The organism is Zhengella mangrovi (assembly GCF_002727065.1).
Lineage (GTDB): Bacteria > Pseudomonadota > Alphaproteobacteria > Rhizobiales > Rhizobiaceae > Zhengella > Zhengella mangrovi.
Map to the genome: position 1 here is coordinate 175,989 of NZ_PDVP01000004.1, position 21,181 is coordinate 197,169.

The 21,181-nt window shown below is 65.0% G+C and carries 16 protein-coding genes; 12 read left to right on the forward strand and 4 right to left on the reverse strand.

Annotation, left to right across the window (positions count from 1 at the left end):
* The first annotated feature begins 157 nt into the window (after positions 1–157).
* The 4 genes from CSC94_RS09790 to CSC94_RS09805 all read left to right on the forward strand — a co-directional run bounded on the left by CSC94_RS09790 (position 158) and on the right by CSC94_RS09805 (position 5,819).
* Positions 158–1,444 (forward strand): DUF6638 family protein, encoded by a 1,287-nt coding sequence (locus CSC94_RS09790; protein ID WP_099306147.1) that lies wholly within the window; start codon positions 158–160, stop codon positions 1,442–1,444.
* An 11-nt stretch (positions 1,445–1,455) separates the two neighbouring features.
* Positions 1,456–2,565, forward strand: coding sequence for a DUF2333 family protein (locus tag CSC94_RS09795; RefSeq protein ID WP_099306148.1), 1,110 nt, complete (start codon positions 1,456–1,458; stop codon positions 2,563–2,565).
* Positions 2,566–2,692: 127 nt separating this feature from the next.
* Entirely contained in the window at positions 2,693–4,372 is a 1,680-nt protein-coding gene (locus tag CSC94_RS09800; protein WP_099306149.1) for a formate--tetrahydrofolate ligase, read from the forward strand.
* A gap of 169 nt (positions 4,373–4,541) precedes the next feature.
* Positions 4,542–5,819, forward strand: a complete 1,278-nt coding sequence (locus CSC94_RS09805; protein WP_099306150.1) for a DUF2254 domain-containing protein — start codon at positions 4,542–4,544, stop codon at positions 5,817–5,819.
* A gap of 347 nt (positions 5,820–6,166) precedes the next feature.
* On the opposite strand, the gene CSC94_RS09810 is transcribed toward CSC94_RS09805, so the two are convergent.
* Entirely contained in the window at positions 6,167–7,681 is a 1,515-nt protein-coding gene (locus CSC94_RS09810) for a tetratricopeptide repeat-containing sulfotransferase family protein (RefSeq protein ID WP_165784391.1), read from the reverse strand.
* Positions 7,682–8,071: 390 nt separating this feature from the next.
* On the opposite strand from CSC94_RS09810, the gene CSC94_RS09815 reads away from it, so the two are divergent.
* Both CSC94_RS09815 and CSC94_RS09820 read left to right on the forward strand, forming a co-directional pair.
* Entirely contained in the window at positions 8,072–10,261 is a 2,190-nt protein-coding gene (locus tag CSC94_RS09815) for an anthranilate synthase (RefSeq protein WP_099306152.1), read from the forward strand.
* Entirely contained in the window at positions 10,258–10,587 is a 330-nt protein-coding gene (locus CSC94_RS09820; RefSeq protein ID WP_099306153.1) for a c-type cytochrome, read from the forward strand. The genes CSC94_RS09815 and CSC94_RS09820 overlap by 4 nt, the downstream gene beginning before the upstream one ends.
* Positions 10,588–10,680: 93 nt before the next feature.
* On the opposite strand, the gene CSC94_RS09825 is transcribed toward CSC94_RS09820, so the two are convergent.
* Positions 10,681–12,231: a fused MFS/spermidine synthase gene (locus CSC94_RS09825; RefSeq protein WP_099306154.1), complete on the reverse strand. Its 1,551-nt coding sequence runs from the start codon at positions 12,229–12,231 to the stop codon at positions 10,681–10,683.
* Between the two features lie 107 nt (positions 12,232–12,338).
* Between CSC94_RS09825 and CSC94_RS09830 the strand changes: the two genes are divergently transcribed.
* Both CSC94_RS09830 and CSC94_RS09835 read left to right on the forward strand, forming a co-directional pair.
* Positions 12,339–13,241, forward strand: coding sequence for a cation diffusion facilitator family transporter (locus tag CSC94_RS09830; protein WP_099306155.1), 903 nt, complete (start codon positions 12,339–12,341; stop codon positions 13,239–13,241).
* 85 nt (positions 13,242–13,326) lie between these two features.
* Positions 13,327–13,998, forward strand: a complete 672-nt coding sequence (locus tag CSC94_RS09835) for a hypothetical protein (protein ID WP_099306156.1) — start codon at positions 13,327–13,329, stop codon at positions 13,996–13,998.
* Positions 13,999–14,029: 31 nt separating this feature from the next.
* Here the strand turns inward: CSC94_RS09835 and CSC94_RS09840 are convergent, their stop codons facing one another.
* Positions 14,030–14,671, reverse strand: coding sequence for a DsbA family oxidoreductase (locus CSC94_RS09840; protein ID WP_205853269.1), 642 nt, complete (start codon positions 14,669–14,671; stop codon positions 14,030–14,032).
* A 394-nt stretch (positions 14,672–15,065) separates the two neighbouring features.
* Between CSC94_RS09840 and leuA the strand changes: the two genes are divergently transcribed.
* From leuA to CSC94_RS09860, 4 genes are all read left to right on the forward strand, one after another.
* Complete coding sequence (gene leuA / locus CSC94_RS09845) at positions 15,066–16,736, forward strand: 2-isopropylmalate synthase (protein ID WP_165784397.1); 1,671 nt, start codon at positions 15,066–15,068, stop codon at positions 16,734–16,736.
* Between the two features lie 133 nt (positions 16,737–16,869).
* Positions 16,870–18,699 (forward strand): tetratricopeptide repeat protein, encoded by a 1,830-nt coding sequence (locus tag CSC94_RS09850; protein ID WP_099306159.1) that lies wholly within the window; start codon positions 16,870–16,872, stop codon positions 18,697–18,699.
* 38 nt (positions 18,700–18,737) lie between these two features.
* Complete coding sequence (locus CSC94_RS09855; RefSeq protein WP_099306160.1) at positions 18,738–19,499, forward strand: alpha/beta fold hydrolase; 762 nt, start codon at positions 18,738–18,740, stop codon at positions 19,497–19,499.
* A gap of 91 nt (positions 19,500–19,590) precedes the next feature.
* Positions 19,591–20,220: a hypothetical protein gene (locus CSC94_RS09860; protein WP_245408312.1), complete on the forward strand. Its 630-nt coding sequence runs from the start codon at positions 19,591–19,593 to the stop codon at positions 20,218–20,220.
* Positions 20,221–20,228: 8 nt separating this feature from the next.
* Here CSC94_RS09860 and CSC94_RS09865 read toward each other — a convergent pair whose 3' ends face one another.
* Positions 20,229–21,131 carry a metallophosphoesterase family protein gene (locus CSC94_RS09865; RefSeq protein WP_099306162.1) on the reverse strand — a complete coding sequence of 301 codons (903 nt, stop codon included), beginning with the start codon at positions 21,129–21,131 and terminating at the stop codon, positions 20,229–20,231.
* Positions 21,132–21,181 lie beyond the last annotated feature (50 nt).

The following is a 21,181-nucleotide window of genomic DNA, read 5'->3' on the forward strand; positions in this document are numbered from 1 at the left end:
CCGGACGCGGTGATACTTGTGATCGGAGCCGCGAAGGGCTACCACTTCAAAGCCTTCCGTTGCATGGTTGGCAAGCGTCGTGCGGAAACGGGTGTCGGTGACGGTGGCTCTGGATGCGAAAAGGCAGGCTCGCCGCCAGGCGGACTACGGGACAACCATGAAACGCCTGGTGGATTCGGACCTTATCTACGGCCGGTTGCTGCCGATCAGCGAGCCGCACCTGATCGCGCGCTACAACAAGGCGCTCAAGGCCTTCGGCTTTCCCGAGACCGGGCTCACCTCCTTCGAAATCGACCGCACCGGGTTTTCCCCGCAGGTCGCGGAGGAACTGGGGGATTTCGACTATCTCGATCCGAATGGCATCAACCGGCGCTTCATCATCCTGACGCCGGCGCAACGCGACCTGCCGGTCGTGCACACGCGGTTTTCCAACACCTCGCAACTGATGTTCGAGTTCATGCAGTCCAATGCGCGGGCGATCAACGCGCTGACGATCAAGGACGTGATCTTCGGCGAGATCGAGGATTCGGTTTCCTACGTCGATGACGTGGAAGACCTGCTGTCGATCAACCAGGTCCAGTTCCGCGTGTTGTCAGCGGAAGACGTGGTGGGCAAGGCGGCAGAGTTGCGCGGACTGGTGGACCGGCTGAAAAGCGAGCCCGATGCCTGGCGCGACAACGCCATGCTGGAAAAGATGGTGGCACTGGCCAAGGTGACCGGCGACATCCGCGAGAACGCGCTGGTGCCGGACAAGGTGGTATTCCGCCACAACGCCTACTGGACGAGCCATTTCGGCGGGCTCTACGTGTTCATCGACGAGCGGATGACGACCGTGATCGCCCATCCCGACGCGCCGGGCTTCCGCCGGTCGCGGCCGTGGCAGGTGTCCTACCTGTCGCTCGACGACCACGAACGGGTGTTCCGCTTCCTTGCCGAGACTGGCCGGCTGGACCTGCCGCGCGCCTCGTGGCTGGAGGAATCCGGTTACCTGGAGCACCGTGCCGAGATGAAGGTGCGCCAGCTCATGCACCAGCTGGAGCCAGAGAAGGACCTGACGCAGATCGACACGGTCTGGGTGCAGACATGGATGCATCGATACGCCGACCTCATCAACCACGAGGGCACCTATCCGTTCCTGATGTCGGCCAAGCGGGCGGTGGCGCAGACCGGGCGCCTCGACATCGGCCAGGTGGACGCCGACAAGCGCTTCCTGGTGGTGCGCGCCAAGCCGGACCACCCGGATGCCTGGCTGACCAACCGGCTGATCTCGGACTTCGTGCCGTTCGACTTCGTGTCGCGCTACGTGTTCAACAAGCAGGGTTTCTACGACGACTATTCCAGCTATTCCGACACCTGGCGGGAGAACGTTGTTGAGACGCTGAAAAGCACCTATCTGAAAGACAAGGCGGGCTTCCGGCTGCGCCTCTACGGGCTCAAGGATTGAGGGGAGCGGTCATGATCGACCCGATCATCAACTTTTTCACGATGGTCTTCCAGTGGATCGGCCGTGGCATCGGCCTCGTCATCGGCTGGCTCCTCTGGCCGTTCCTCTGGCTCGGGCGCTGGTGGCTCCGCAAGGGCTGGATCATCAAGACCATCGTCGGTGCGCTCGTCATCGGCATCGTCGTGTTCTATGCCTATTTCATCGTCCAGACGCAGGTGTGGAGCAATTTCAACACGGATTACGTGCAGGCCTACGATTTCGGCCAGCGCAAGACGCTGCCGGGCGAGCCCGTCGAAGGGCAGGCGAACACCTGCGGGAAGTCGTCGATCGTCGAGGTGGCGGCCGACCTGACCGATTTCAACGTCAACCAGAACGCCTGGATCCCTTCGATGCTGGCCTCGAAGATGGGCCTTTTCGGCATGGACTGGAAATACACGCCCTTCTTCGACAACAAGGCGGCATTCCAGCTTGGCATCAACGAAATCCTTCGCCGCACCTCGTTCGAGCTGGTCGACCGGCTGGGCCGCGTGCGCGGCACGTCGCAGATCGACCAGAACCTGCAGGATGCGAGGCAGAACCTGAACTATCCGGAGAACCGCTGGTATCTGACGACGACTGCGCCTTACTTCATCTCGCCGACGCCGACGACCTATCGCGCGGCGGTCAAAAACCTGCGCGGATTCAACGACCGGCTCATGGCCTGCGGCGCCACCTTCGATCCGCGCGCCGACAACCTGCTGCGCTTCATCGACACGATGACGAACGCGATCGGATCGACCTCGGACATCCTGCGTGACCAGATCGAGGTGTCGAACGCGGGCTGGTTCGACACCCGCGCGGACGACCGGTTCTGGTTCGCCTACGGCCAGCTCTACGCGCTCAACGGCATCCTGGCCGGCGCGCGCAGCGATTTCAGCAAGATCATCGACGAGCGCGGCGTGACCAAGACCTGGCAGGAAGCTGAGAGCCAGTTGCGGTCGGCGCTGAACATGCAGCCCTGGATCATTTCCAACGGTGCGGAAGCGGCCTTCATCATGCCGTCGCACCTGGCGACCATGGGCTTCTACCTGCTGCGCGTCCGCGCCAACATGACCGAGATGCGCGACATTCTCGACCGCTGATGCGTTTGCGACACGGCCGGCGTGTCGCGAACGGTCCACGGAGTGGCTGAAACGGGCAAGCGAGACATGCTTTGGCGTGGCTTGCTTGCGACCAGTTTCAAATCCTCTGTTCCGTGGGAGAAGCGGCATGGCCGAATTCAAGACCGACATCGAAATTGCGCGCGCGGCAAGCAAGCGACCGATCCAGGAGATCGGCGCCAAGCTGGACATTCCGAGCGACCACCTGCTGCCCTACGGCCATGACAAGGCGAAGATCTCGGCCGACTTCATCGCCTCGCTGGGCGACCGGCCGTCGGGAAAGCTGATTCTTGTCACGGCCATCAACCCGACGCCGGCGGGTGAGGGCAAGACGACGACGACCGTCGGCCTCGGCGACGGCCTGAACCGGATCGGCAAGAAGGCCGCCATCTGCATTCGCGAGGCCTCGCTCGGCCCCTGCTTCGGCGTCAAAGGCGGCGCGGCCGGCGGCGGTTATGCCCAGGTGGTGCCGATGGAGGACATGAACCTTCACTTCACCGGCGATTTCCACGCCATCACGGCCGCGCACAACCTGCTCTCGGCGATGATCGACAACCATATCTACTGGGGCAACAAGCTGGAAATCGACACCCGGCGCGTGGCCTGGCGGCGCGTCATGGACATGAACGACCGGGCGCTGCGCCAGATCGTCGGCCCGCTCGGCGGGGTCAGCAACGGCTACCCGCGCGAGACCGGCTTCGACATCACCGTGGCGTCGGAAGTCATGGCGATCCTCTGCCTGGCCTCCGACCTGAAAGACCTGGAGCGGCGCCTCGGCGACATCATCGTCGCCTACCGGCGGGACCGCACGGCCATCCGTGCCCGCGACCTCAATGCCGACGGCGCCATGGCCGTGCTCCTGAAGGACGCCATGCAACCGAACCTCGTGCAGACGCTGGAAAACAACCCAGCCTTCGTGCATGGCGGCCCCTTCGCCAACATCGCGCACGGGTGCAACTCGCTCGTCGCGACGAAGACGGCGCTCAAGCTGGCCGACTACGTGGTTACGGAAGCCGGCTTCGGCGCCGACCTCGGGGCGGAAAAGTTCTTCGACATCAAGTGCCGCAAGGGCGGTCTGAAGCCGGCGGCGGCCGTGATCGTCGCCACGATCCGGGCGATCAAGATGAACGGGGGCGTCAAGAAGGACGACCTGGGTGCCGAAAACCTGGCCGCCGTGCAGAAGGGATGTGCGAACCTCGGCCGCCACGTGGAAAACGTGAAGCAGTTCGGTGTTCCCGCCGTCGTGGCGATCAACCATTTTGCCGGTGATACGGAAGCAGAGATCAAGGTTGTCAAGGATTACGTCGCATCGCTCGGCGCGGAGGCCATATTGTGCCGGCACTGGGCCGAGGGCTCGGCGGGGATCGAGGAACTGGCGCACAAGGTGGTGAACCTGGCCGAATCCGGGCTGTCCCAGTTTGCTCCGCTCTATTCCGACGAAATGGGCCTGTTCGACAAGATCGACACCATCGTTCGGCGCATCTACCGCGGCTCGGAAGCGATTGCCGACAAGTCGGTGCGCGAGCAACTGCGCCGCTGGGAAGCCGACGGCTACGGCAACCTGCCGGTGTGCATGGCCAAGACGCAGTATTCGTTCTCGACCGACCCGAACCTGCGCGGCGCGCCGACCGATCACGTCGTGCCGGTGCGCGAGGTTCGCCTGTCGGCAGGGGCCGGGTTCGTGGTGGCCATCTGCGGCGAGATCATGACCATGCCCGGCCTGCCGAAGGTGCCGTCTGCCGAGCATATCCGCTTCAACGAAGAAGGCTTTATCGAAGGCCTGTTCTGACCGGTCTCGCCGGCCGGACCCGCCTGTCTGCCAGACCCGCCGCGACCATAGCGGCGGGTCTTTTCATGCCTGGCGGCGGGCCGGGCCGGGGACGGCGGCTTGCCGAAACGGTGCTGCCGGGCCATGTTCCCTTGTCAGGCATCGCTTAAACGCGGAAAGGCAAGGGCGCATGATCATGACCCGCTGGCAGTGGATCCTGCATCAGGCGAGCCGGCGGCTTTTCCTGCGGGCGGGTATCATTTCCGCGCTGTCGGTTGCCAGCGCCGTGCTGGCCTTCCTGCTCAAGGACACGATTCCCGATCACCTGGTGCTTACCCTGGGCGCCGGTGCCGTCGACAGCATCCTGACCATCCTGGCGTCCAGCATGCTGGCGGTGATCACATTCTCGCTTTCGACCGTGGTCCAGGCCTTCGCGACGGCGGCCACGACGGCGACGCCGCGGGCCACCGCACTGCTGCAGGACGACACCGCCGTCCAGAACATGCTGTCCACCTTCGTCGGCGCCTTCATCTACAGCCTTGCCGGTCTCATCCTCCTGAAAACCGGGATCTATGGCGAGTCGGGACGCGTGATCCTGTTCGCGGTCACCATCCTCGTCGTCGTCCTGCTGGTCATGACGCTTCTGCGCTGGATCGATTTCCTGCTCTCCTTCGGGCGGCTGGACGAGGTCATCCGGCGGGTCGAGAAGGCCGCCAATTCCGCCATGACGCTCCGCCGCGAGCGGCCCTATCTCGGCGGCATCGGCCTGACCGATCCGGTCAAGGGGGTTCCCGCCGACGCCTGGCCGGTGGAAACCGACCACATAGCCTATGTCCTTCACATCGACATGGATGCCCTGCAGAACCTCGCGGGCGACGACCGGCGGATCTACCTGATGGTCCTTCCGGGGACCTATGTTCACCCCGGCCGGCCTCTGGCCAGGATCTCCGGTGCACCGGACGACGATCTCGCCAAGGAGGTGCGCAACGCGATCACCATGGGTCACGACCGGTCCTTCACGCAGGATCCGCGCCTCGGTCTCATCGCCATGGCAGAGATCGCCTCACGGGCGCTGTCGCCGGGCATCAACGACCCGGGCACGGCGATCCAGATCATCGGCCGGGCGGTCAACATCCTTTCCATCTGGGGGCGGAACAGCCGCGGCAGGGATGTTCTCTTCAACCGGGTTCACGTGCCGCCGATCAGCCTCGACGAGCTTTTCGACGATTTCTTCCTGCCCGTCGGACGGGACGGTTCCGACATGGCCGAAGTGCAGATGCGGTTGCTGCGGGCACTGGAGGCGCTTTATTCCATCGGCCGCAAGTTCAGCGATCAGCGCTACATCGAAGCTGTCCGCCGGCACGTGCGCATCGCGATGGAACGCTCGGAACACACGCTCGCCGATGATGTTCAACTGGCAGCCTTGCGGGACGTGGCCAAGGACCTTCTCGCCCGTATGGACGGTTAGGCGTCAGATCAAACCGCAACCATTGCGTTAAATCATGGCGAAAGCCTTTACATATGCAACCATAGGTGTATCTTCTTCGCAAGACGCATCCACAGGGCGTCATGATTCACAGGTTCCGGGTTCCCCTGCTTACCCCGGTCTCCCTGTGACCCGCTTTTGGCGGGTTGGAAGCCCGGACCATCCGCCCGGTCCGGGCTTCCTTCGTTGTTCCTTGGGCTATCAGGCCTGTTTGCCTGTGGGACTGTGTACCTGCTTGCCGAACGCCTGCCGCCATGCGGGCAGGGGGCACCGGCTCCGGATGCGCTTGCTCGGTTGCCCGGTTCTGGAGGCGGCCGCGATCGGCCTGCCTAACCTGCCGCCGGTCGCGCGTTGCAGCGGTCAAGCGCGTCGAGCAGGGGCGTGACGCTGTCGCCATAGCGCTGCCAGCGGCCCACGGATGACGTGTATGCCGGCATGCGGACCTGGTCCCGCGAGAGGGTCGACACGCGCCGTTCGGTTTTCCAGAATTCCAGGCAGGCATCGTTCCAGTCGAGGCCGCAATGGGCCACCAGGGCGCGGGCGCCCGGCTCCGGATCGCTGACGAGCGTTTCATAGTCCACGTGAAGGATGCGGTCGCCGAGAACCTCCGCGAAATGGTCCATCAGGCCGGTATATCCGCACCAGTAGGCGCCGAGTGTCGCGAGATCGCGGGTGTAGCCATGCTGCATCGAGAGGCCGGACAGGAAGCACGAAACGGCGGTGTCGGCGGCATTGCGCCGGCAATGGATGATCGTCGCCCGCGGGAAGAGAATGGCGATCAGGCCAAGGTTGAGGAAATTCTGCGGCATCTTGTCGGTCACGCGGGATGCTTTCGCATCCAGTGCGTTCAATCGCGCCAGGTAGCGGTCTGCCATGGCATGCGCGGTTTCGGGCTCGAGATCGCGCAGGACGTCCATCTGGGCGTCGAAGCTGCCGGCGCGCGGCACCACGTCATTGATCAGCAGTCCCATGTCCGGCAGTTCGCCGGCTCCGAAGGCCGCCGGATGGCTGGCGATGATCTGCTCGACCAGGCTGGTGCCGGACCGCGGCATTCCGACGATGAACACCGGCCGTTCGCTCGAAGAGCCCAGGGCCGCGCGGTCTTCGATGAAGGATGCGGTCAAGAGGGCTTTGCGCGCCGCGATCTCGGCGTTGAAGGTCTCCAGGTCGAACGGCGGGATGGCGGCGCGGGCCGTCACCATGGTCGCCAGCGCCTCTTCGTGGCGTCCCATCTGGTCCAGCGCGCGCGACAGCGCCGCACCGGCACGAAACCGGGTGCGGGCATCGGCATCCGCCCGGGCCGCGAGCGCGGACAGCCTTTCCAGTTCGCCCTCCTGACCGGCGAACCTGTGGATCTGGCCAAAGGCGATCAGCAGGTCCGGGTTGCCGGGGTCGGTCTTCAGGGCACGGGCGATGAGGTCGAGCGCTTCCGCCCGTCGGCCGTTGTCGACCAGGAGGTCGGCCTGGCGGGCGATGAAGGGCATGAAGTCCGGCTGCAGGCGAACAGCCTTGGCCATATGCTGCATCGCTTTCACGCCCTCGCCGGCAACGACCAGCGTTTCGGCCAGCCTGGCGTGAATGCGGGCATCGGACGGGCTCTTCCGGATCGCCTTTTCGAAGTATTTCCTCGCGTCGTCGTAGAGCCTTGCGTCGTGGTGAAGCAGGCCCATGAGAAACAGGGCCTCGGCGTTGGAGGGCGTTTCGTCGAGGACCTGCCGGGCGATGCGCTCGGCCTCGAATGCCTGTCCGGCCAGGTTGAGTTGGTGAGCGCGGCGCAGCAGGTCCTGCTGATGCAGGGCCTTCTTTGCCTTGGCGCTTGGCATGGGTGCGAGGGGCGGGCGCATTTGGGGGCTCCGGGTCTGGGTCTCGATGCTACCTAGAGCATTTCCGCGCTTCATTGAATCGCCGGAATGCCCTGTTCCGTTCTTTTTCCGCAATTCCGGTTGCGAGGCCGGTCTCCACTTTCGCCGTCAGCGCTTTTGCCGCAAGTGCCGCGGCGACGAAGAATGCGCCAAAGCAGGCGTTGCATCCGCCGTGAAAACTGACTAATGACATTTTCCATGAACACACGCATCGCTCCTTGCAAAGGTTGGTGGCGCGGCTGCTGATGCGGCCCGCACGCGTTTGCGTGTGTCAGAGGATCAATGGCCGCGACGGAACACTCCGGGCGGCCTTTTTCATATGCGCGAGGTCACCCGGATCTCTGTCCGGCGGGACAACGGAGTGAAACGAGCATGACCCCCACGAAACTGCCCGGTGGCGCTGAAGCTTTCGTCACGGAAGGCGGCATCACGATCACGCGGACACGCCATGCCACGCCCTACGAGGGCGCGATCGATGCCTATATCGATGCGCTGGACAGCAGGCGAGGCGCGCTGTTTTCCTCCAACTACGAGTATCCGGGGCGCTATACGCGCTGGGACACGGCGATCATCGATCCGCCGCTGGTGGTGACCGCGCGCGGACGGGCCATGGAGATCGAGGCGCTCAACAGCCGTGGCGCGGTGATGCTGCCCTCCATTCTGGCCGTCGTCGGCAAGCTCGACGTGGTGACGATGGGGCCGGTGTCGGAGCGCCATGCCGCGCTTCAGGTCGCCGAACCCGAACGCGTGTTCACCGAGGAAGAGCGCTCGCGCGTGCCGTCCGTCTTCACGGTTCTTCGCACCATCGTGGCCCTGTTCAAGACCCATGACGATCCCAACCTCGGGCTCTACGGCGCCTTCGGCTACGATCTCTGCTTCCAGTTCGACCCGGTCAACTTCAAGCTGGAACGGCCGGAAAGCCAGCGCGACCTGGTGCTCTACCTTCCCGACGAGATCCTCGTCGTCGACCACTATTCGGCGGAGGCCTGGAAAGACCGCTACGAGTATGCAGGCGACACGTTCGACACCACGGGCGTCGAGCGCGACTCGGTCGCCGAACCGTTCCAGCCGTCCGACGTCCAGCCGCCGCGGGCCGACCACGAGCCGGGGGAATATGCCAAGCTCGTCGAGAAGGCGAAGGACAGCTTCAAGCGGGGTGATCTGTTCGAGGTGGTGCCGGGCCAGATGTTCTATGAACGCTGCGAGAACCAGCCCTCGGCCATCGCCCGGCGCCTGAAGGCGATCAACCCGTCGCCCTATTCCTTCTTCATCAACCTCGGCAAGCGCGAATACCTGATCGGCGCATCGCCGGAGATGTTCGTGCGGGTCAACGGCCGGCGGATCGAAACCTGCCCGATCTCGGGCACGATCAAGCGCGGCGAGGATGCCATCGCCGACTCCGAGCAGATCCTCAAGCTGCTCAATTCGAAGAAGGACGAGGCGGAGCTGACCATGTGCTCCGACGTGGACCGGAACGACAAGAGCCGGGTCTGCGAGCCTGGCTCTGTACGCGTCATCGGCCGGCGGCAGATCGAGATGTATTCCCGCCTGATCCACACCGTCGATCACATCGAGGGGCGCCTGCGCGAGGACATGGACGCCTTCGACGGCTTCCTGTCGCACGCCTGGGCCGTCACCGTGACCGGGGCGCCGAAGCTCTGGGCGATGCGCTTCATCGAGAACCACGAGAAGAGCCCGCGTGCCTGGTATGGCGGTGCCGTCGGCATGGTCCATTTCAACGGCGACCTGAACACCGGCCTGACGCTGCGGACGATCCGGATCCTCGACGGCATCGCGCAGGTGCGCGCCGGGGCCACGCTGCTCTACGATTCCATTCCCGACGAGGAAGAGGCCGAGACGGAACTGAAGGCCTCCGCCATGCTGGCCGCGATCCGCGAGGCGGGTGCTAGCAATGCCTCGGAAGTGCAGCGGCAGACGGCCCGCGTGGGCGAGGGGGTCAGGATCCTGCTGGTCGATCACGAGGACAGTTTCGTCCACACCCTGGCCAACTATTTCCGCCAGACCGGCGCGAGCGTGACGACCGTGCGCACGCCGGTCGCCGAGGATGTGTTCGACCGGGTCAACCCGGACCTCGTCGTGCTGTCGCCGGGGCCTGGCTCCCCGTCCGATTTCGATTGCAAGGCGACGATCACCAAGGCGCGGGACCGCAAGCTGCCGATCTTCGGCGTGTGCCTCGGCCTCCAGGCCCTGGCCGAAGCCTATGGCGGCGAACTGAGGCAATTGCACATTCCCATGCACGGCAAGCCGTCGCGCATTCGCGTGGCGACCCAGGGCGTCATCTTCTCCGGCCTGCCGCGGGAAGTGACGGTCGGACGCTACCATTCGATTTTCGCCGACCCGGTCCGGCTGCCGCGCGATTTCGCCGTGACGGCGGAAACCGATGACGGTATCGTCATGGCGATCGAACACGAAAGGGAGCCGGTGGCGGCGGTCCAATTCCATCCTGAATCGATCATGTCGCTCGGCGGCGAGGCCGGCATGCGGATGATCGAGAACGTGGTGGCCCACCTGCCGCGCCGTGCCAAGGAGAGGGCAGCATGAGACGTCTGGTCATCAGTCTGGCGAGCGCCGCGATGGTGGCGTGCGGCCTCTCGGGCGCACGCGCGGAAGAGCCGGACATTGCCCATGGCAAGGCGCTGGTGGAAACCAACTGTGCCAAGTGCCATGCCTACCAGCATGACGATGTCAGCCCCAACCCGGCCGCGCCGCCTTTCCGCGACCTGTCCAAGCGCTACCCGGTGGACGCGCTGCAGGAAGCCTTCGCCGAGGGCATCGTCACCGGGCACGAGGAGATGCCGGAGTTCGAGGCAACGCCCAGGCAGATCGCAGACATCATCGCCTATCTGGCTTCGATCCAGCCGAAGTGACCCAAGGCGCTGCCTTGCAGGAGTCATGGCATGGCCTGCCTCCTGTCTTGCTGTCAAAGGCGCGCCTAAATTATTGAATTCATGACGTTCCTGTCAGTCCAGCCGCCCCATGAGCCGGTCGATCGGCGCGAAGTCGTCCGTCAGCACGGGTGCGCCGGTTCGCTGGATCATCGCATCGATGATGGGCGCGGATAATCGTCCAAATTCATAGGCTTCCGGCGGTGTGCTGGTAATCCGGTTCACATCCGTCGGCTCCGAACCGGCCAGCACGATGAAGGTTACCCGCGCGTCGGGTTCAGGCCGGACCGTTTCGGCCCAGACCTCGACGACGGGAAAGACTTCCCGGAGCGTTCGGGTGATGGCGGACAGAGCCCGCAGGCGCCCGATGTGGTCGACGATGTTCATCACGTAGATGCCGTCGGGCGTGAGGCGGTCTCGAACCAGGGTGAAGAACTCCCGGGTCACCAGGTGGGCCGGCACCGCGATGTCGGTGAAGGCGTCGCCGATGATGACGTCATGGCGCGCGGTGTCCGCGGCCAGCGCGAGGCGGGCGTCCATGTCCAGCACGCGGGCCGTCGCCGGGTCGAACCAGAAGTTCTCGGCGGCCGTGCGCGTGACCATGGGATCGATCTCCGCCACGGTCAGCCGGGAAGAAACGCCGGCCGCGGCCCAGGCGCGCGGAATGGTGAAGGAACCGCCTCCGATGAAGAAGGCGGAAAAAGGCCGCCCCTCGAAACGGGCGCGCGGCAAGGCTTCCAGCAATGCGGCATGAGGGGTGATCATACGGGCGGGATTGTTACGCGCGGTGGCGCCATGGGCGAGATGATCGAGCACCATCAGGCGGGCGGGTTCGCCGGCATCGGCGGAAATGTCCTCGACCCGGATGCAGAAGTAGTGGCTTTCGCGCAGGCACGGGTCCGGGAGCGCGAGGGCGCTGGCGGCGGGCAACAACGAGGCGAGGAGGAGGGCGGCCAGCAGGACCCGGTCCCGCGCCCTGGCTCGGGCGGCAAAGGCCAGGAGAAGGCCGGCCAGCGCGGCATAGGTGACCGCGATGACGGCCAGCGTGGCGGTCGAGCCGAGCCAGGAAATGAACAGGAAGCCGGCGGCCAGCGTGCCGGCGATTGCCCCAAGGGCACCGGCCGCGAACATGGCTCCCAGCGCCTGGCCCGAGCGGCCGGGTTGCGCCGTGACCGCGACATGGGCGAGGACCGGGGCTGGAATGCCGGCGAAGAAGGACGGCAGGAAGAAGGCCGTGGTCGTAAGCGCGACGATGGCGGCGACCGGGTGACCAAGGGCGGCGATCATCGGGGCGGCGAACCAGCGAAGCAGGAACACGGCAAGGCCCGTTGTGACGGCCGCTCCGGCGAGCGACCAGGCCGTGAGGGCAAGGGCGCGGGGACCGGGCCGTGCGGCGAACCGGCCGCCGACCCAGTGACCGGCGGAGAAGCCGGCCAGGACCACCGCGATGATGGATGTCCACGTGTAGAGCGACATGCCGAGCCAGGGCGCCAGCATGCGCCCGGCAACGATCTCGACGACCAGGCTTGCTGCCGACACGGCGGCCTGAACGGTGACAAGCAGCCAGACCGGCGGCAGTGGCGGCTTGCCTGGCGAGGCATTTGCCTCGTCGCTAATCAAGGTCATCCCGGTTTGTTTCCGTCAGGGGTTGATCGGTGAATGGTAGTGGTTCATTGCAATGCCCTGCAAGTTGATTCCGCTTCGTGCCACAGCTTCGCAAATGGAGTTTGACCATGGCCGCCCAGTCTCCCAACGTCAGCCGTCTCGCGGGCGCATCGATCGTGGTTGCCATCGGCGTGATGGGGCTGAAATTCCTCGCCTGGTGGCTCACGGGATCGGTCGCGCTCTATTCCGACGCGCTGGAAAGCATCGTCAACGTGATCGCCGCCACGGCCGCGTTCATGGCGGTGCGCTATGCGGCGCGGCCGGCGGACAGCGGCCACCCGTTCGGCCATCACAAGGCGGAGTATTTCTCGGCCGTGCTGGAAGGCATCCTGATCGCGGTCGCGGCGCTGCTGATCGTCCACGAGGCGACGAATGCCCTGTTGGCCGGCGTCTACAAGATCGACGCGCCGGGGCCGGGCCTTGCCATCAACATGCTTGCCGCCGTCATCAACGGCGTTTTCGCCACGATCCTGATCCGTGCCGGCCGCAAGAACCGCTCGCCGGCGCTCGTCGCCGACGGCAAGCACATCATGGCCGACGTCGTGACCTCGGCCGGGGTGCTCGTCGGACTTGTCCTGGCGCTCGCGACGGGGCTGTACCTGCTGGACCCGGTCCTGGCCATCCTGGTCGCGCTCAACATCCTGCGCGAAGGCTGGCATGTCATCTCCGAGTCCGTCGACGGGCTGATGGACCGGGCGGTGGACGGCGAGGAAGCAAAGCGGATCGAAGCGGTCATCCGCTCCAGGGCGGCCGGGGCCATCGAGGTGCATGACATCCGGACCCGGGCCGCCGGGCCGGCGACCTTCATCGAGTTTCACCTGATCGTCGATGCCGCCATGACGGTGGAGACCAGCCACTCGATCTGCGACCGGATCGAGGCCGGGCTGCACGAGGCTGTGCCAGGCGCGCGGGTGACCATTCACGTCGAGCCCGACCACAAGGCCAAGGACGAAGGCCTGGTCCTGACCTGACACGGCGCCTTTCAGGGTTGCATTTCCCGCACCCTGGCGCGACGATGACCGTCAAACAAGCCGGGGCGCAGAAGAGGGATATGCGATGTTGCTGCGCAGTCTGCGTCTTGTCTTCACAGTTGCCGTTTCCATCCTGTTGCTTGCCGGGCAGGCACAGGCCAAGAACTGGACCTACAATCTCTACCTGAAAGGGATCGTCGTCCATCACCTGGGCAAGAAGATTCCGCTCCAGAAGCGCGAGGACATGTTCATCGTCACCTGGATCGGCAAGGGCAGCAAACGCACCGAGGCGATCCTGAAAACGCCCGGCGACAACGACTACTGGACGGTGAAGCGCGGCCAGGTCTACCCGCTGAACAACCTGGTGTGGACCGGCGGCGAATACGACATCGTGTTCCATGCCCAGGTCTGGAAGATGAACCATTTCAAGCGCAACCTGCTGACCGCGATGGTGACGGCCGGCGGCATCGTTCTGGCCGCCGGGATCACGGTGGGGAGCGGCGGGTTCGGCGCTGCCGTCGCCGGTGGTGTCGTGGGCGCCAGTTCCGCCTGGGTCGGCACCAAGATCCAGGAGGATTTCTCGCGGTTCGCGATGTTCCTCGGGCAGGATGGAAAGACGATCCAGATGTCCCGGGTCGGCACGCTCGCCGATGGCGCGTCGCAATCCTACAAGAAAAAGATCAATTACGATTTCACGACGCGGCACCGTGCCAACAGGGGCGACTACACGCTCTACTGGGAAGTGACCCGGTACTGACCGGAACCCGGCGCCCTTGCGGGTGCGCCATTCAGGAGGCTTCCTTGGCCATGGCCGTCAGCTGGTCGAGGATACTCCGGTAGGTCTCGATGCCCTGGGCGCCGGTCACCAGGTGGCGGCCGAGGAAGATCATCGAGGGCACGCCGGAAATCCCACGGCCGCGCCAGAACTCGAGCGCGGCCTGCAATTCCGCGCCATAGGCCTCGGAGTCGAGCATGGCTCGCGCCTCCTTGCCATCGAGTCCGACTGATCCGGCGATCTCGGTGAGCACCTCGCGATCGGAAACGTTCCGGTTGTCGGTGAAGTTGGCCTTCAGCAATGCCAGCTTGGTTTCGTGCTGACGCCCGGACAGCTCGGCCCAGCCGATCAGGCGGTGGGCGTCGAAGGTGTTCCAGGTCCGGGTGTCTTCGTTGAAGTTGAAGGTGAAGCCGGCCTCGGCGCCGAGAGCGGTCAGGCGGTCGCGGGCGGCGTCCGACTGCTCCGGCGTGGTGCCGTATTTGAGGGCGAGGTGATCGCGAAGGTTCTCGCCTTCCGGCCCGACGTGCGGATTGAGCTGGAACGGATGCCAGTGGACCTCCAGGTCGGTGCCGGTTTCCCGCGCGGCGGTGGCGAGCTGGTAATAGCCGACCGCGCACCAGGGACAGACGACATCCGAGACGATATCCACGCGCATGGTCCTGTTCCTTTCCGCCTGTTGACCGGTCATGGCACAAGGATAGGGCAGGGAGGCGCCGGCGAACAGGTGCGATGCCGGGACAGGCTGCTTGACCTTGCGGCCGGCTTGACCTTATAAACCCTGCCATGAGCATTCGTTCGGCCCAGCACATCGGTCAGCCCCGCGCCTTCGGCGCCACGGGCCTGCTCGGCCTTCTGCTTCTTAGCGGCGTCCGCCAGGTCCGCTGAGGAGCGCCTGGTGGCCGATTTGCCGCCAAGGCGCCGCTCCTCGCCGTTTACAACCTGACAAAAATCGCCCAAAACGCGCGCAACACCGGTCGTCGAAGACACCGTGGTGCCGGAGAAAGAAGCAGACCATGAACGAGATGACTCCCCCTTCGCACAAAGCCGGCATGTCCGATGCCTCCGTGAAGTACCAGCCCTATCCGCAGGTGAACCTGACCGACCGGACCTGGCCGTCCAGGCGGATCGAGAAGGCGCCGATCTGGTGCTCGGTCGACCTGCGCGACGGCAACCAGGCACTCATCGACCCGATGGGCCATGACCGCAAGGCGCGGATGTTCCAGTTGCTGCTCGACATGGGCTTCAAGGAAATCGAAATCGGTTTCCCCTCGGCCTCGCAGACGGATTTCGATTTCGCGCGCTGGTGCGTGGAAGAAGGCAACGTGCCGGAAGACGTCTCGCTGCAGGTGCTGGTGCAGTGCCGCCCCGAGCTGATCTCCCGCACGTTCGAGGCGCTGGAGGGGGCCAACCGGCCGATCATCCACTTCTACAACTCCACGTCGGAGCTGCAGCGCCGCGTCGTGTTCGCCAAGGATGTCGCCGGCATCAAGCAGATCGCGGTTGATGCGGCCAAGATGATCACCGACATGGCGGCCAAGGCCGGCGGCGATTTCCGCTTCCAGTACTCGCCGGAGAGCTTCACCGGGACCGAGCTGGACGTGGCGCTGGAGATCTGCAACGCCGTCATCGAGATCGTGCAGCCGACACCGGACAACAAGCTGATCATCAACCTGCCGGCGACGGTCGAGATGGCCACGCCCAACATCTACGCCGACCAGATCGAATGGATGAGCCGCAATCTCGACAACCGGGAAAACATCATCCTGTCGCTGCATCCGCATAACGACCGCGGCACCGGCATCGCGGCAACCGAACTGGGGCTGATGGCCGGCGCCGACCGCGTGGAAGGAACGCTGTTCGGCAATGGCGAGCGCACCGGCAACGTGGACATCGTCACGCTGGCGCTCAACATGTACACGCAGGGCGTGGATCCGGAGCTGGATTGCCGGGACATCAACCGGATGAAGGATGTCTACGAGTATTCCAACCAGCTGCGCATTCCCGAGCGGCATCCCTACGTCGGCGAACTGGTCTACACGGCGTTTTCCGGGTCGCACCAGGACGCCATCAACAAGGGCATGAAGGCCATCAAGCAGGCCAACAAGCCGCAGTGGGAAGTGCCCTACCTGCCGATCGACCCGCAGGATGTCGGACGCAGCTACGAGGCGATCATCCGCATCAACTCGCAATCGGGCAAGGGCGGGATCGCCTATATCCTGCAGGCCGACTACGGGTTGAACCTGCCGCGCAACCTGCAGGTGGAGTTCCGCGAGGACATCCAGTCGATCACCGACCGGGAAGGCAAGGAACTGCCGTCCAAGCGCATCTACGACCGGTTCATCGAGCACTACGTCGACCAGCCCGGCGCGCGGCTGAAGTTCGTCGATCATCACACCTACCCGGACGCGGCCGTGAAGGGCAGCCGCATCCTGGAGGCGACGATCCTCGACAACGGCACCGAGATCACCGTGACGGGCAAGGGCACCGGTCCGATCGACGGTTTCGTCGATGCGCTGTCGAAGCACATCGGCGTCGCGATGTCGGTGGTCGATTACTCGGAACACTCGATGCATTCGGGGTCGAACGCCTCGGCCATCTGCTACATGGAAATCGAGCATCCCGGCGGCAAGCTGTTCGGTGTCGGCATCAACACCAATATCGTGACGGCCTCGCTGAACGCCATCGTTTCGGCGGCCAACCGCATCCTCGCCGAAGGTTGAGCGTCCTCTTCGGCTGCATCCGCCGGTTCCGGCCGGCGGATGTGCATGCTTTCAAACTCATGGTTGCGAATGACCGGTTGTGCGCTATTGTCCCGGAGGGGCAGGGGCAGCGCATTGGCGAAAGGGACATGCGGTGAGTGAAGACAGCAGGCGCGACGAGATCGCGCATGCGCTTGAAACGGTTCTCAAGAGCGAGACGTTTTCGCGGTCGGAACGGGCCCGCGACCTGCTTCGGTACCTGGTGGAACGCGAACAGGCGGGCGAAGCGGACCGCCTCAAGGGCTTCGCCATCGGCGTCGATGTCTTCAACAAGGATTCGGGCTTCGACCCGGCCACGGATGCCGTTGTTCGCGTGCAGGCGGGGCGACTGCGACAGTTGCTCGACCAGTTCTACCAGGACGAGGCCGCGCCCGGCCTGCTGCGAATCGACGTGCCGCGCGGAACCTATGTCCCGGTCTACGGCGAAGGCGTTCCCAAGGAAGACGGGCAGCCCGCCTCCGGCCTGTCCTTCGAGGGCGGCGAGGAGGATGAGCAGGCACTGGCGACCGACGGCATTCACGGGGCGCTGGCGCAGGCGGTGCGGCCGCGGCCGGCCGCCGGTTTCGACGTTGCCGACGCCCTGCAACGCATCGAAACCCAGCAGACCACGGCGATCGCGAAACCTCTGAGCCGCCATTTCAGCTTTCTCTGGGTCGCCATGGGCGTGGTGATCGGCTTGCTGGTCCTGGTCACCTGGACCCTTCGGAGCTTCCCCGAGCGCTCGATCGCGACGGAAAGCGTGGCCTCGGCCGAACCGGTGCGCCGTGGCCACCGCGGCGTGACGACGAACGAGTTCCTGCCGACCGTATCGGTCGAGGCATCATCGGACGACAAGGACGTGCAGCGGGTCGCCAGCCAGTTCGAGGCGGCGATCCCGGCCTTTTCGGCAGTCAATTTCCGCAGTGACATCGGTCTTGGCAAGGGAGCCGAAAACCAGGATGCGGGTTCGACCTCCTACCTGTTCCGCGTTTCGGCCGGCCTTCGACCCGAGCAGGTGACGGTCACGCTGGAAAACCTCGGCCGGCACCAGGTCATCTGGACATCGCATTTCCCGGTGTCGGGCGATTATTCGATCATCGACGCGGAACTGGCCGACATGCTCACGGCCACGCTGGCGGACGAGGGCGTCATCTATGCCGATATCGCCGCGCACGGGCTGGACGAGAACCTGACACACTGCATCCTGCTCAACAGTGCCTATTACAAGCAGCAGACCGATGAAAATCACGCCGCCGCCTACGAATGTTTCGACAGGTTGCGCCAGGCGGGCGGAAAATCGCCGCTGATCTATTCCGAGCTCGCCATCCTGACCATGGAGGCGGTGACCGACAAGCGGCCCATTCCCGAGAACGCCAGCGCGGAAGCGGCGGAGGCCTTCGCCCGCCGCGCCGTCGACCTGGGGCCGCAGAACGCCTATGCGCATCGCGCCATGGGCTTCGTGCTGTCCAAGAGCGGCGATCCGGACGGCGCGGTCGCGTGGGCCAAGAAGGCCCATGACCTCAATCTCAATGATCTCTCGCTTGCGGCCAGCTACGGCTATGTCCTCACCCTGACGGCCGGACGCTACAGCGACGCGATCAAGGTCCTCGAACCGGCCGTTCGGGCGGCAACGGCGCATCCGAGCTGGTGGGACTACGCGTTGTTCATGGACTACCTGATGACCGGGGAGGACCGGAAGGCCTACCTTCTCGCCGACCGGCTGAAGGCCTCGTCCTACGCGCATTACAAGGCCTTGCGGCTGATCGCGGCGCACGGAACAGGCAACAAGACGCTGACCGAGTCGCTGCTGTCGGACCTGCGCGGATCATCGTCAAGCTTCGCCGGCGGACCGATGGCCTATTATGCCCGGGCCGGGTATCCGGAAGACCTGGTCAAGAAGCTGATCTCGGAACTGGCGAAGGCCGGTTTTACCGAGGCAAGCTGACGACGGCGGCGTTTTTTCCCGTAGGAGGACGGAGAACCATGGGTGGAGAGCTTTTCAGCGCGCGGCACGGCGAGGGCGGAACGCCGCTGGTCCTGCTTCATGGGTTCGGCGGCTCGCACCATGTCTGGGAGCCGGTTGCACCGGCCTTGTCGCGCGACAGGCTGGTGCTCGTGCCCGACCTGCCGGGGCATGGCCGCTCGCTGGACTATCCCGGTGCGGGCCCGATCAAGGCGGCGGTGCAGGCCGTCCTCGATTTCGCCGAGCGGGAAGGCCTGTCCCGGTTTCACCTGGCCGGTCATTCCATGGGTGGCGCGATCAGCGCCTTGGCCGCGCTGGCGGCACCGCAGCGGATCGCTTCGCTGACCCTGCTCTCTCCCGGCGGCTTCGGGCCGGAGATCAACATCCGGCTGCTGACGCGCTACGCGAAGGCCGTCACGCGCGAGGACCTGCGCCCGTGCCTTGAGGAAATGGTCGGCTACCGCCACCCGGTCAACGAACACGCGCTCGACATGCTGGCGGAACTCCGGGCCCGGCCGGGACAGCGGGAGATGCTGGAAGGCATTGCCGCCCGGATGACGCGCGACGGGGTGCAGGGCGCCATCCCGCGTGACCAGCTGGCCACGCTGCCAATGCCGGTGAAGGTCATCTGGGGTGCCGAAGACCGCGTTCTGCCGGCGAGCCAGGCGAACGACCTTCCCCCGATCTTCGCGTTTCACCGGTTCGCGGCGACCGGGCACATGCTCATCGACGAGCAGAGCGAGGCCGTGATCCGGCTGATCGGCGAGAACGCACGCGGCTGATGCCGGGTCCGGCCGGCCCGCCTGCTTTTTGCCGTGCATTCGTGTCAAGCTCCTGTTAACCATAAACCTTGGTAAAGGCGTGGATCGTGACATGAGTGAACAGCAACCCGGTGATGGCGGCGAAGCCGCTACGGCAGCGAACATGCGCAAGCTCTCCGATGTGCTTCGTGTCGTTAAAAGCGACATGGCCGACCGCGACGACGTGGTGGTGGAGCTTCGCGAGGCGCAGAAGATGCGGCTCGACCTCCTCGTGCAGGAACTCAAGCCGCTGATCGACGAAATCCCGGCCAGCCACGACCAGTTCGACCTGGCCCTGTCGTCGGGCGAGCAGCCGCGGTTCTGGGTGGATGCCACATCGCATGTCACCATGGGGCGCGACAAGCGCACCTACCGGTTCCTGAAGGACACCCGTCTCGGGCGGGTCGTTCTCGGCGAGACTGCCGATGTGAAGCCGATGGCCGACCAGGTGGCGCGCTACATCGGCGAGCGGATCGTGGAACGCGAACGCGCGATGGAAGGCGAGGTCGCCCCGGTAGCGCGGCCAAGCGAAGCCATGAGCACGAAGGACGAAAAGGCGGTCAGGCCGGTCCGGGAATCCAGTTTCTGGGAAGGCTTCATGCTGTTTCTCATCGGCACGTTCGCCGGTATCGGCCTGACGATCGCGCTGCTCTGGGACCGGTTGCACGCGCTGGGGCTGGATTTCTGGAACAGGGCCGGCTGATTGCCGGTTCACCCCTCGAGGATCCGGACTTCCACTTCGCTCACGCCAAGGGTCTGGCCGGTGAGGGCGTGACGCGCCATGCGGGTGCGCCAGTTGCCCGGCCCTCCCTCGATGTCGAACAGCGTGTAACCGCCGGCGGGCTTGTGGCCACCGACCCCCTGGCCGCCGGCCGGAACGCCGGCCACGGGAATGGCGCGGCCCTCTCCACGGATATAGCCCAGTGTCGGCAGGTGGGTATGGCCATGAAGCACCAGTTCGGCGCCCGCCTTCAGGACGGTCTTCTGGAACCGGCCGATGCCATAGAGACGCTTGTAGGGCGAGGCGGCGCCGCGCAGCGGTGGATGATGTATCATGACGACGCGATAGAGCCCCTGTTCGCCGGTCTCCTCCAGCATCCGGGCCAGCCGCCTGGCCTGCTTGCCGCTGAACTCTCCGCTGGCAAGGAAGGGCGCGGTGGCGACCGCCGAGGACACGCCGATCAGTGCGACCGGGCCGCGAACGCGCAGGTAGGGGAAGGATTTCCGGCTGGCGGGCGTGTTGATCCCGTCGCCTGTCATCCACGGCGACCAGGCGCGGCAGGCCTTGTCGAGCGCGCCGGGAACATAGGCATCGTGGTTGCCCGGAACGACCGAGGCATCGGACGGCGCGGCAAAGGCTTCCAGCCAGAGGCGGGCCGATTCGATTTCCGCATCGAGCGCGAGGTTGACGAGATCGCCGGTCAGCGCAATGTGATCGGGATGCTGGTCGAGCAGGTCGGAGCAGATGCAGGTCAGCACGTCGTCACCGAGATGGCGGCTGCGGTTCCTGTGCCAGTTCACGTAGCCGGTGATGCGCTTGGACACCAGTTCGCGATAGCGTACCGGCGGCAATGGTCCCAGGTGGATGTCCGAGAGATGAGCGAGACGGAACATGGCTTTTCATAGGGGAAAGACGCCTGTCTTTCCAGCGCGTTCGGGGAACG

What these genes read in the sequence shown, in the direction of transcription:
- CSC94_RS09790 (WP_099306147.1), top strand. Translation starts at nt 158, where the DNA reads ATGAAACGCCTGGTGGATTCGGACCTTATCTACGGCCGGTTGCTGCCG.
- CSC94_RS09795 (WP_099306148.1), top strand. Translation starts at nt 1,456, where the DNA reads ATGATCGACCCGATCATCAACTTTTTCACGATGGTCTTCCAGTGGATC.
- CSC94_RS09800 (WP_099306149.1), top strand. Translation starts at nt 2,693, where the DNA reads ATGGCCGAATTCAAGACCGACATCGAAATTGCGCGCGCGGCAAGCAAG.
- CSC94_RS09805 (WP_099306150.1), top strand. Translation starts at nt 4,542, where the DNA reads ATGATCATGACCCGCTGGCAGTGGATCCTGCATCAGGCGAGCCGGCGG.
- CSC94_RS09810 (WP_165784391.1), bottom strand. Translation starts at nt 7,681, where the DNA reads ATGCGCCCGCCCCTCGCACCCATGCCAAGCGCCAAGGCAAAGAAGGCC.
- CSC94_RS09815 (WP_099306152.1), top strand. Translation starts at nt 8,072, where the DNA reads ATGACCCCCACGAAACTGCCCGGTGGCGCTGAAGCTTTCGTCACGGAA.
- CSC94_RS09820 (WP_099306153.1), top strand. Translation starts at nt 10,258, where the DNA reads ATGAGACGTCTGGTCATCAGTCTGGCGAGCGCCGCGATGGTGGCGTGC.
- CSC94_RS09825 (WP_099306154.1), bottom strand. Translation starts at nt 12,231, where the DNA reads ATGACCTTGATTAGCGACGAGGCAAATGCCTCGCCAGGCAAGCCGCCA.
- CSC94_RS09830 (WP_099306155.1), top strand. Translation starts at nt 12,339, where the DNA reads ATGGCCGCCCAGTCTCCCAACGTCAGCCGTCTCGCGGGCGCATCGATC.
- CSC94_RS09835 (WP_099306156.1), top strand. Translation starts at nt 13,327, where the DNA reads ATGTTGCTGCGCAGTCTGCGTCTTGTCTTCACAGTTGCCGTTTCCATC.
- CSC94_RS09840 (WP_205853269.1), bottom strand. Translation starts at nt 14,671, where the DNA reads ATGCGCGTGGATATCGTCTCGGATGTCGTCTGTCCCTGGTGCGCGGTC.
- leuA (WP_165784397.1), top strand. Translation starts at nt 15,066, where the DNA reads ATGTCCGATGCCTCCGTGAAGTACCAGCCCTATCCGCAGGTGAACCTG.
- CSC94_RS09855 (WP_099306160.1), top strand. Translation starts at nt 18,738, where the DNA reads ATGGGTGGAGAGCTTTTCAGCGCGCGGCACGGCGAGGGCGGAACGCCG.
- CSC94_RS09860 (WP_245408312.1), top strand. Translation starts at nt 19,591, where the DNA reads ATGAGTGAACAGCAACCCGGTGATGGCGGCGAAGCCGCTACGGCAGCG.
- CSC94_RS09865 (WP_099306162.1), bottom strand. Translation starts at nt 21,131, where the DNA reads ATGTTCCGTCTCGCTCATCTCTCGGACATCCACCTGGGACCATTGCCG.